Source organism: Rhodomicrobium udaipurense JA643, assembly GCF_000636015.1.
Lineage (GTDB): Bacteria > Pseudomonadota > Alphaproteobacteria > Rhizobiales > Rhodomicrobiaceae > Rhodomicrobium > Rhodomicrobium udaipurense.
Map to the genome: position 1 here is coordinate 1 of NZ_JFZJ01000115.1, position 10,334 is coordinate 10,334.

The following is a 10,334-nucleotide window of genomic DNA, read 5'->3' on the forward strand; positions in this document are numbered from 1 at the left end:
TAGCGACCGAACCAGCGCGCAGGTGCAATCACCAGCTGTTGGCATGGGGCATTAAAAAAAGGAAGCCGCCTCTCGGACCGCGCGGGAATCGTCGTGCCCTCTCTCGCAAGCGCGCCAAAGAGTTATGGCTTTGATGCAATCGAAGAGACTCAAAGCGTTGTTCGCGCGCGCGATCATCCACGCAAGGACGCGACCCGTTTGCCCCTCTACCCCCCTTTCTTGTTGATGTAGATGATGACTTCGGCCACCGCTTTGTAGAATTCCGGCGGAATAGGCTGATCGACGCGCACCGCGTCATGCAGCGATTTCGCGAGAGCCTTGTTCTCCACGACCGGGACATTATTTGCTTCCGCTATGCTTCGTATCTTCAGCGCGAGCTTGTTCTTGCCTTTGGCCAGCGTCTGCGGCGCTCGGTCCTGGCCTCGGACGTAGCGCAGCGCGACGGCATAATGGGTGGGGTTGGCGATCACGACGGTCGCATTTGGCACATTCGTAATCATGTTTCGCCGCACGCGAGCGCGCGCGATCGCACGCGCCCGCGCCCTCAGCATGGGGTCGCCCTCGGACTGCTTGTGTTCGTCCTTGACTTCCTGTCGGCTCATCTTGAGTTTGCCCAGCCATCGGACACGCGTCCAGAAGACGTCAGCTGCGGCCAGCACGGCGCAGGCAAAGGCGCAGATGAGAATGGCCTTGAACGCAAGCCGCTTGACCAGTTCGACTGTATTGCCCGCGTCCGTTTGAAGCACGAGCAGCGCCGCAGCGCCCCCTTCGAATGAGACGTAGAACGCAATCGCGACAATTCCGAATTTGATGAAGCTTTTCAGAAGATCAACGACGGCGTCGAAGGCGAATAGTCGCTTCAGCCCCGCCTGGGGCGAGATCCTTGAGAGATCGGGCATGATCTTGTCGAATATCAGCGTCGGCGGGTTCTGAGCGAAGGACGCCAGCAATGTGGCCGCCAGCAACATGAGAACAAGCGGCAGCGCAAACTTGAAGATCGTCAGGCCCGCCAGTTGGAGAATGAAGAAAGCGTCCGCGCCGTTTTCGAGGCTGAACCCGGACGGATCCTCAATGAAGACGGAAAGATTTTTGACGGCCTCGCCGAAATCCGCCGGTGCCATCGTCATCAGGAAGAGCACGAGCGCGAACAGTGCCGCGGCGGAGTTCACCTCACGGGACGACGGCCCGCCGTCTTTGTCGAGGCTGTCGCGGAGGCGCTTTTCGCTCGGCGCCTCGGTTTTGTTGTCGGTTTCGGAGCTATCTGCCAAGAGCCTGGCCTCCGACCACGGCACGGCCGTTCACCGCGCACACCGGTTTTGCGAGACTGGACCGCGCTTTTAGGTCCATCAAGAGTGAAAACGGCTGCAGCGTTATAGCTTCGTGTTGTCGATCATCTCGGTGAGCGTAACGCCGAAGCGGGAGCCTTCCTCGTCGAGCACCACGATCTCACCCTTTGCTATGATTCTGCCGTTGATCATCACGTCGACGGGATCGCCTACCTTGCGGTCAAGAGGAATGACCGCCCCCCTGCCCAGTTTGGTCACCTGGTAGATCGGCATGGATGCGGAGCCCAGCAAAACCTTAAGGGAGAGCGGGATGCGCAACACCCTTTCGAGACTGCCCGGATCACTGCCCTTGCCAAGCCCTATCAGGCTCGCTGCCGCTTTGCTAACTTCTTCAGCGACATCGCCACCAACTGAGAGAACTTCATCTGAGATAATTTCCTGCATCATCGGTATCCCGTGTCATTCGGTTAAGTGCGAGGCGGGCGACTTCAGGCCGCCTTTGCCTCAGGCGTCCCTGTCAGGCTCTCCTCGACGCGATTGATGGTGGGGCGCTCATGGGCCGAGATCATTTTCCGCCCGTGTTCCACCGCGACGGAGGCCATCGCGCCATTCATGAAGGCGAGGAATGTCTGCTTTACGAGCATATAAAGATGGAGCTGCTTTTCCCGCACCGTCTTGAGCTTTGTCGCGATTGGGGCGACGACCGCATAGGACAGGAAGATACCGGCGAAAGTGCCAACCATCGCGGAAGCGATGAGTTCACCCAGTACTTCCGGCGGCTTGTCGAGCGCCGCCATGGCCTTGATGACACCCAGAACCGCAGCGACAATACCAAGCGCCGGGAAAGCCTCCGAGACGGCATGGAGCGCGTGATAGGGCTTCAAGCCGTCGTGTCGAATGGTCTGGATTTCCTCGTCCATCAGCGCCTCGATTTCTGCTGGCCGCGCGTTCCCCATGATGTGCAGCCGGGCATAGTCGCAAATGAATTGCGTCAGATCCGGCCTTGCAAGCACTTCGGGGTACTTGGCAAAAATCGATGATTTAGATGGATCGTCGATATGTTTCTCGACCTCGCTCTTGGGTTTGTTCTTGAATTCCCGCATCAACGCGTAGAGAAAACCGAGAACAGCGAGGTAGTCTGATTCCTTGGGTTCCGAATTTTTGAGCGCATCGACGATGCCTTTGCCTGTGTCCTTGATGACCTTCATCGGATTCGCGACGATGAAGGTTCCAATGGCTGCACCGCAGATGATCAGATACTCGGCAGGCTGCCAGATGACGGCGACATGGCCGCCCATCCAGACATAGCCGGCGAGCATGCAACCCAAGGTGACGAATAGTCCAAGAGCGATGTTCACAATCTCAATCCTCTTCAGGTTGCATCATGGCTGAGTCGCTTGCGCCGGGCTGACCCCGCGTTGCTAGCGCCAAACTCCGCCGAGCGAGAGACCCTGTACGCGGGAAAGAAGGTCGACGCTGAACGACACCACGCCGTTGCTGGATGACGTCCCGAACAGCGCGCTGACATAGTCGCTGGCGGTGTTGTTGTTCTCCGAATCGTATAACGTGGAAAATTTGGCGATAAAGCTCGTCAGCTTCTGTGGATCCTGGAAGTCGCTGAGATCCAGCGCCTTGGAGAGAAGCGATGCCTGCTTGTCGATATCCATCGCCGCTGTGTATTCGGAGAGGCCGAGCGCTGTATAGACGGTCTTCAGAAGCGTCTTGTCGGCGAGGATATCGTACACACTGTCGATCTTCGACGCGTTTCGGTAGAAATAAAGCGCCATCTGTGCGCCTTCGTTCGCCTCGCCCTGCTTTTCTTCCAAAGTTTGGGCAAGATACAGATCTACGACATCGTTCTGAACCGCGTCGGATGTCGTCGTCGAGGTACCATTTTCCTCGAAGTTGAATGTTTTCGCGAGTTCCATAGTGCCCAAGTTGCCCAGTTTGGCGGCAAGACTCTTGCTATCGGCTCCTTCGGATAGCACCTTCTCGTACAGCGCCTTTGCGTAAACCTGATCTCCGAGGCCATATGCTGTCAGCGCGTAGGAGAACAGCTTATAATCGGCAACGAGTTCCTCGGGGGACGTGATATTGCCGATATTGGCTTTGTAATATGCGGTCTTGCTTGCAACGGAAGGTTCCGCCGCGGTCATCTCGGTCCACTTGCTGTAGTTGTTTGTGATCGAAAGAAACGTCGTAAGCGTAGAAGTCATGATGCAAGCCTCCTAAAAGAGCTGAACCTGGCCGTCGCCAAAGGCCTCCGCAGATGGTTCCGGTTTGCTGCGGTCGATAGGGAGGCCGGTCGCGTCCGCGAAACGCTCGCGCATTCCACTCAGGCAGAATGTCCGGGCGACCTCTTCGAGTAGTGCCGTGGCGTGCGGTGGAGCGGCGGAAACGCGCGTTTCAGCAAAGCCTTCCTTTACGAGGTCGGCGTTCTTCACGGCGAGAAGCGCAAGCGCGCCGCAGATATTCTGGATATGCTGCGTGACGCGGTCCTGGAATTGCAGTTCCCTCACCGCGCAGGCCACCGCCTCCTCGATATGGCGCGACGAAACTCCGGTTGTGGACAGATTGCTCGAAATCGCGGCGTTCTGATCGAGCAGCCTGTCGACCATGGCGCGGATGCGTTCCTGGGCTTTTTCCTTCTCGTGCGACATGTCGATGGAAGAAATTTCCTTGAGCAGCAGATCGCCGCGCTGAACGCCTTCCGCCACCTCGGACATCTGGCGCTTGATGGTGTCCGACAGCGTGTTGACGCTGCGCGCGAGGTCGCCAATCTCCGTCGCGACCACCACAAACCCCCGCCCGGCGCTGCCCGCGCGCGCCGCCTCGATCTTGGCGTTGAGTGAAAGCAGGTTCGTCCGCTTGTTGATTTTCTCGATCTGCGCCAGCGACTTCTGCATCGACTGCACTTTTTGCTGCACATCGTCGAGCGCCGACACGAGCGCCGTTGCCCCCGATGACAAGCGAATGATCTTGTCGAAGAGCTGATTGAAGATCGAAGCGATGTTCGTCGCGAGTTCCGGCAGGGCGACGGTTGCGCCGTTCAGTTCGATGGAGCTTTCGGCATCCAGCAGTTCCTGAACGGACTGGATCTGCCCGCGCGCCGTCGAAGCAATGTCCTGAAAGCGACCGACGAGAGTTTGCACGGTCGTTTCGATGTCCCGCGAGGTATCGGACAGTTCACTGACGAGCGCCTTCAGCGACACCTCCTGCACGGCGACGGAGTCGAGCGCCTTTCGAAGGAACCCGTCTTCATAATCGGCGCCATCAGCTTCGAGCGAAACAAGTGTAGCGGGGCTGATGGCATGCGCGGTGGGGAGAGTCATTTCGCGTCTCTGCTGTTCGAGGAAATCCCATGAGGCTGAGCGGCGGCGGCTCGCTTTCGACGGCCTTCGCCGCTCAGGAGCGCCATGATCTGCCCCGCCATATCGGAGAGCGCGATTTCGGCCTCGACCGCACCGCGCTGGAAAGCTACTTTTGGCATGCCGTAGACCACGCAACTCGCCTCATCTTGCCCGAGCGTGCGGGCGCCGATTTTGCGCATGGCGAGCAGTCCGTCCGCGCCATCCCGGCCCATTCCCGTGAGGATGACGCCGATGGCCTCGGGCCCTGCCTTCTCGGCGACCGAGAAAAACAGGGTGTCGACCGAGGGACAGTGTCCGTTCACGCGGTCATCGCCGTCGACGATGCAGACGTAGTGCGTCGCGGATCTCTTGATGCGCAGATGCGCGTGACCCGGCGCGATATAGGCATGGCCGGGCAAAACCACGTCGCCGGTCTCGGCCTCCTTCACCTTCACGGCGCAAACGTCGTCGAGGCGGCGCGCGAAGCTTGCCGTGAACTTTGGCGGCATGTGCAGCGTAATGACGATGCCCGGGCTGTCCGCTGGCATCGCCCGCAGGATATGGTTGATCGCTTCCACGCCGCCGGTCGATGCACCGATGGCGATGATCCTCTCGGGTGGATAAGGGCCGCATCGGACGGCGGGCTTCGAGGGCAACGGCATCTGCCGCACGCGCGATCTCGCCGCCGCCTTGACCTTGGCGATGATTTCGGCCTGCCTTTCCGCGAGCCCTATCTGAAGCGCGCCGTCAGGCTTGGTCAGAAAATCGACCGCCCCCAGTTCGAGCGCCCGAAGCGTCACGTCCGCCCCTTCACGCGTGAGCGACGAGAACATCACCACGGGCATCGGGCGCAGCGACATGATCTTCTCAAGGAAAGCGATGCCGTCCATGCGCGGCATCTCCACATCGAGGGTTATTACATCGGGATTTAGTTCCTTGATCTTTTCCCGCGCGGCGAAGGGATCGTTCACCGCGCCGACGACCTCGATTTCGGGATCGGACGAAAGAATGCTCGTGATGAGCCGCCGCATAAGGGCGGAGTCATCGACAACGAGGACACGTATGGGTTTGCGCTCGGCCATGAATTCGATCTCAGTCAAACAATTGCACATCGCCGCCGACGTGCTGACCTTCGAGGGTCACGCCAAAACGACGTTCCTCCTCGGCGACCTGCGCCTTCTGCGTGCCGCGCAAGAATAACCTTGCAACCTTGCCTGTGTATGGGGTGTAGCAAATCCAGCGCCCGAGAACGCCGCCGAGGTCGCTTGCTGCCACATGCAGCGCTTCATCCTTCACGTAGCGCCGCGCGAAACTCGCGTTCTTGTCGCCGATCAACGTCGCGCCGCCGAAGAAATTCGCCCCTCCGAACAGCTTGACCTCGAGTCGCGAGCGGTGCCCTCCCGCCTTGAGGATCTTGTTGATCAGTTCCTCCATCGCGAAGTTCCCGTAGCGATTGGCCTCGCTCAGCATGTCGCCCCATTGCCCTGTCTCGCTTTCGGGGAGCATGAAGTGGTTCATGCCGCCAATGCCCGCCTTCACGTCCCGGACGCAGGCGGAGACGCAGGAGCCAAGCACGGTGACGATGGATTCATCCTTGTCCGCCGCGATGTAGGTCTCGCCCGGCAGGATGCGCACCGCATGGGTGCCGAGCCGGTGGACGTAGACCCGCGATCGCGGATAGTGAACGGCGCGCCTGAGTGCTGTCATTGTCCGATCTTTCGATAGACGGTACGTCCGCAGAGTTTGAAGCGCGTCTGATGATCGAGCAGCGACTCGGAGTGGCCGACGAAAAGCCAGCCGCCCTCCTTGAGCTGCGCATGAAACCGTTCGATCAGTGCGGTCTTGGTCTCGGCATCGAAGTAGATCATCACGTTGCGGCAGAAGATCGCGTCGAACTTTCCGTGGAACGGCCAGGTGCTCAGCAGATTGAGTTGCCTGATGGACACGAGATCCTGAATATTGCGTCGGACCTGAGATGAGCTGCGGTCTTCGGGACGCCGGTCGAAGAACGTCTCACGCATCGTCGGCGGGACGCTTTCGAGGCTCGCCCGCGAATAGACGCCCGCCTTGGCCCTCTTCAGTACGTTCGTGTCGAGGTCGGTGGCAAGTACGCGCAGATCCCAGTCGGCCATCATCTCCCGTTGAAGCGCGGCGGCGACCATTGCGATGGAATAAGGCTCCTCGCCGGAGGAGCAGCCAGCCGACCACAGGCGGATGTGCGCGCGCTCTCCGTTTCTGCGCTGCGCGGCCGGCGTGAGGATCTGCTCCCTCAAGAAATCGAAATGATGCGCTTCGCGGAAGAATTTTGTGAGGTTCGTCGTGATGGCGTCGATCAGAAAGCCGACCTCACGGTCCCCTTCCCTGCCTTTCAGCAGCGCGCAATAGTCCCGGAAGGAGCGGAGACCCAGCACGCGAAGCCGCCGCGAAAGCCGCGAATAGGTCATGTCGCGCTTGTGCGCGTTAAGGACAATGCCGCTTCGCTCGTAAACGATGCCGACGATAGTCTGGAAATCGGCGGCCGTGAACGGAAACTCCGTGGCGGAGGCGGAACTCATCATTTCCCGCTCCATTGGCTCGGCTTTTACTCGCATGGCACTATCTGTGTTAGAGGCTGATGCCGCTTCACGTGGCTGGATACTGTCTGGAAGGAGCGCCGGGGCGAACCCCGACACTTCAGGTGGGCGCGCGGATTTCAGGCTCCGCGCGGCATCGGCGATCAGAACTCGTGCCAGTCATTTTCTTCGTTGGCGGCTTTCGAGCGCGTGCCACAGTACTGGGCGCTTTCTCCATTTGCGCGATGGGCCCCGTTCAGCCTCGGTTCACCCGCCCGGGGAGACCGCTTCTGCTGAACCGTCTTCGGAGCGACCGATCTTGTTGCGGCGGGCGCTCCCGCTTCGTTTTCAAGCCGGAACGCCGAAAGCCGCTCGAACATGGCCTCCGCCTCGCTCTGGAGAGTGCGGCTCGACGCGGCTGCTTCCTCCACAAGCGCGGCGTTCTGCTGCGTCATCTGATCCATCTGCGCCACGGCCTTGTTGATCTCGGAGACCCCAGTTGACTGCTCTTTGGTCGCAGCAGCGATTTCGGAGACGATATCGGCCGCGCCGTTGATCGAGGCAACGATCTCCTGAAGCGCCGTGCCGGTATCCGCGACGAGCTTCACGCCATCCTTCACCTGACGTCCGCTCTCGACGATAAGCGCCTTGATGTCCTTCGCGGCGACCGAGCTGCGCTGCGCCAGCGAGCGGACCTCCGACGCCACAACGGCAAAGCCCTTGCCCGCATCCCCCGCGCGCGCGGCCTCAACGGCGGCGTTCAGGGCGAGGAGATTGGTCTGGAAGGCAATCTCGTCGATGACGCTGATGATGTCGGAGATCTTGTTCGACGAGTGCTCGATGGCCGACATGGCGGTGACTGCCTTCGCCACCACGGAACCGCCATCGCTCGCAAGCGTGCGCGCATTGACGCTGAACTGGTTCGCCCGGCCGGCATTGTCGGCGTTGTTCCTGATGGTCGACGCCATTTCTTCCATCGAAGCGGCCGTTTCTTCCAGGCTCGACGCCTGCTGTTCCGTCCGCTGCGAAAGGTCGTTCGTGCCGGTCGCGATTTCGGCGGTGGCGGCGGCGATGGTCGACGAGGCATTCAGGATCGAGCCGATGATGGCCGACATCTCATCAAGAAAGCCGTTGATTCCGAGAGACAACTCATGCAGATCCCCGTTTTTCCCGTCGATCGGAACGCGGCGGGTCAAGTCCGATTCCTTCGCGGCCTGGATGACGCTGCGGATATCGGCCACGGTTTTGACGAGTTGAGCCTCGGTTATTTTCTGCTGGGTGATATCCGTGGCAAATTCAACGATCTTCATGGGTTTGCCATTGAAGTCCAGGACCGGGTTGTAGCTGGCCTGAAGCCAGAAAACGCGCCCGTTCTTGCCGATGCGGCGGAACTGCCCGCTGTAGGCTTCGCCGCTACGAAGGCGATCCCATATGGCACGAACCTCGTTCGATCCCCGCAAGTCCTGATCGAGGAATATATCGTGGTCGCGGCCTCGGATTTCCTCCAGCGTGTAACCGGTCGCCATCATGAAATTCTCGTTGGCGTGCAGAACCTTGCCGTCGAGACTGAACTCGATGACCACCTGATTCTTGTTGATGGCGGCAAGCTGCGCTTCGTAGTTGAGATTTGCCTTTTTCTGCTCGGTGATGTCCGTCACATGAGCGACGATCTTCACTGGCTTCCCGTTGTGGTCGAAAACGGGGTTGTAGCTCGCCGCGATCCAGACCTCCCGGCCGCCCTTGGCGATGCGCTTGCCTTCACCGCGAAAGAACTCCGCCCGCTCGAATTTCTGCACAAAGCTCCGATAGGCTTCGGAGCCGCGAATCTCGGGGTCCACGAGCATGCTGTGATGCTGTCCCACGATCTCGTTCAGCGTAAAGCCCATGATATTCAGGTAGTTGGGGTTCGCCGTGATGACGTGACCATCGAGCGTAAACTCAATGATCGCCCGGAGCCGTTGACTGGCTTCCTCCTCGGCCTTCGCGCGCGATATGATGTCGCGGATCTCCGTCACATCGGCCCATTCGAAAACATTTCCGACATAAGCGCCATCGGCTCCGTGGATAGCGTTTATGCAAAGCTCGAAGGTATGCCCGCCGGCCTTGACGTCGGCCTTGTGAGGCAGCCGCCACGGATCGTCGAGCAGCCGGCGGATGTGCGACGGTTCCTTGTGAAAGATGTCCGCGCAGACCCCCGTCATGTTATCGGGATCCAGATTCTGGGCGCGCGCCGGCAAGCGATCCCGCACCTTCCTGACAAGAGCCTTCGACGCGTCGTTGACATAGATGATCTTGAAGTCGCGATCGATGATCATCAGCGGATTGGAGGCGACATCCGCGAGACGCCGCACCTGACTTAGCAACGCATGCTCTTCCGCGAGTTTCTTGTCTTTCCCGAACAGGCTTCCGGCGACTTTTTTCGCTTTGGTACCGATATTGAACATGATGGAACCTTTTTCCGATGATTTTTTGACTGCTTTTATCGCGGGAAGCGTTGCATTACTGAATTGAGGCTTCTTCGATTTCGGGAGACGCGTCGGCGTAGTCTCGCTGGAAGAGGTGTTCGAGCGAGAGGACGACCACCATCGTTCCGTCTACGGACACGATGCCGGAAAGGAACTCCGCCACGACGCCGCGATCCATTTCAGGAACGGGGCGTATTTCCGAAGTCTCGATCGTCAGAATGTCGGATACGGCGTCCACGAGGAGGCCAACCGTCCGGTCGCGGATCGCCACGATGATGACGATTTTGGACTTGGCCGCTTCCGTCGCACCGGTGCCGAAACGCAATTTCAGATCGTAGACGGGGATGATCGTTCCCCTGAGGTTCATCACACCGAGAACGTAGTCTGGCTGATTGGGTAGCGAGGTCGTGCCGCTCCATCCGCGGATTTCGCGGACAGCGGTAATGTCGATGGCGTATTCCTCGCCGCCGATGGAAAAGCTGATGAACTGCTGCGACGCGCCGTCGCTTGACGATCCGTCTACGGATTTTTTTCTCGGGATTGCGGATGCCGCTTCGGTCATGTTCGTTTCTCTCTGCAACGATGTTCGGGATTTAGCCCTGCGCTTGCAAGACGGGCTCGACGGACGCTGACGCCCTTGTGAAAGCTGGCATCTGGTCGGGCATATCGGCCCCATGTTCG

10 protein-coding genes are annotated in these 10,334 nt (G+C 59.5%); all 10 read right to left on the reverse strand.

All coding sequences use genetic code 11. The features are described from left to right. Window positions 1-206: 206 nt before the first annotated feature. The gene (locus tag T281_RS13765) at window positions 207-1,268 is read right to left on the reverse strand and encodes an EscU/YscU/HrcU family type III secretion system export apparatus switch protein (RefSeq protein ID WP_037240309.1); all 1,062 of its coding nucleotides are present in this window, start codon (window positions 1,266-1,268) and stop codon (window positions 207-209) included. A 102-nt stretch (window positions 1,269-1,370) separates the two neighbouring features. Next, window positions 1,371-1,733, reverse strand: a complete 363-nt coding sequence (gene fliN, locus T281_RS13770; RefSeq protein ID WP_052037498.1) for a flagellar motor switch protein FliN — start codon at window positions 1,731-1,733, stop codon at window positions 1,371-1,373. A 41-nt stretch (window positions 1,734-1,774) separates the two neighbouring features. Beyond that, window positions 1,775-2,644 (reverse strand): flagellar motor stator protein MotA, encoded by an 870-nt coding sequence (motA, locus tag T281_RS13775; RefSeq protein ID WP_037240286.1) that lies wholly within the window; start codon window positions 2,642-2,644, stop codon window positions 1,775-1,777. Between the two features lie 63 nt (window positions 2,645-2,707). Next, window positions 2,708-3,502 carry a DUF1217 domain-containing protein gene (locus tag T281_RS13780; RefSeq protein ID WP_037240300.1) on the reverse strand — a complete coding sequence of 265 codons (795 nt, stop codon included), beginning with the start codon at window positions 3,500-3,502 and terminating at the stop codon, window positions 2,708-2,710. Between the two features lie 12 nt (window positions 3,503-3,514). Then, a complete protein-coding gene (locus T281_RS13785) occupies window positions 3,515-4,618 on the reverse strand; it encodes a methyl-accepting chemotaxis protein (protein ID WP_052037499.1) in 1,104 nt (367 codons plus the stop codon). Beyond that, window positions 4,615-5,718 carry a protein-glutamate methylesterase/protein-glutamine glutaminase gene (locus T281_RS13790; RefSeq protein ID WP_037240318.1) on the reverse strand — a complete coding sequence of 368 codons (1,104 nt, stop codon included), beginning with the start codon at window positions 5,716-5,718 and terminating at the stop codon, window positions 4,615-4,617. Before T281_RS13790 ends, T281_RS13785 begins: the two co-directional genes overlap by 4 nt. 10 nt (window positions 5,719-5,728) lie before the next feature. After that, complete coding sequence (locus tag T281_RS13795) at window positions 5,729-6,343, reverse strand: hypothetical protein (RefSeq protein ID WP_037240303.1); 615 nt, start codon at window positions 6,341-6,343, stop codon at window positions 5,729-5,731. Beyond that, the gene (locus T281_RS13800; protein ID WP_037240321.1) at window positions 6,340-7,194 is read right to left on the reverse strand and encodes a CheR family methyltransferase; all 855 of its coding nucleotides are present in this window, start codon (window positions 7,192-7,194) and stop codon (window positions 6,340-6,342) included. The genes T281_RS13795 and T281_RS13800 overlap by 4 nt, the downstream gene beginning before the upstream one ends. A gap of 158 nt (window positions 7,195-7,352) precedes the next feature. Then, window positions 7,353-9,632 (reverse strand): methyl-accepting chemotaxis protein, encoded by a 2,280-nt coding sequence (locus T281_RS13805; protein WP_052037501.1) that lies wholly within the window; start codon window positions 9,630-9,632, stop codon window positions 7,353-7,355. A 55-nt stretch (window positions 9,633-9,687) separates the two neighbouring features. Continuing rightward, complete coding sequence (locus T281_RS13810; protein WP_037240306.1) at window positions 9,688-10,215, reverse strand: chemotaxis protein CheW; 528 nt, start codon at window positions 10,213-10,215, stop codon at window positions 9,688-9,690. Between the last annotated feature and the right edge of the window lie 119 nt (window positions 10,216-10,334).

Bases quoted from the DNA above. Each gene is read 5' to 3' on its own strand.
- fliN (WP_052037498.1), bottom strand. From the start codon at position 1,733: ATGATGCAGGAAATTATCTCAGATGAAGTTCTCTCAGTTGGTGGCGAT.
- T281_RS13780 (WP_037240300.1), bottom strand. From the start codon at position 3,502: ATGACTTCTACGCTTACGACGTTTCTTTCGATCACAAACAACTACAGC.
- T281_RS13785 (WP_052037499.1), bottom strand. From the start codon at position 4,618: ATGACTCTCCCCACCGCGCATGCCATCAGCCCCGCTACACTTGTTTCG.
- T281_RS13790 (WP_037240318.1), bottom strand. From the start codon at position 5,718: ATGGCCGAGCGCAAACCCATACGTGTCCTCGTTGTCGATGACTCCGCC.
- T281_RS13795 (WP_037240303.1), bottom strand. From the start codon at position 6,343: ATGACAGCACTCAGGCGCGCCGTTCACTATCCGCGATCGCGGGTCTAC.
- T281_RS13800 (WP_037240321.1), bottom strand. From the start codon at position 7,194: ATGATGAGTTCCGCCTCCGCCACGGAGTTTCCGTTCACGGCCGCCGAT.
- T281_RS13805 (WP_052037501.1), bottom strand. From the start codon at position 9,632: ATGTTCAATATCGGTACCAAAGCGAAAAAAGTCGCCGGAAGCCTGTTC.
- T281_RS13810 (WP_037240306.1), bottom strand. From the start codon at position 10,215: ATGACCGAAGCGGCATCCGCAATCCCGAGAAAAAAATCCGTAGACGGA.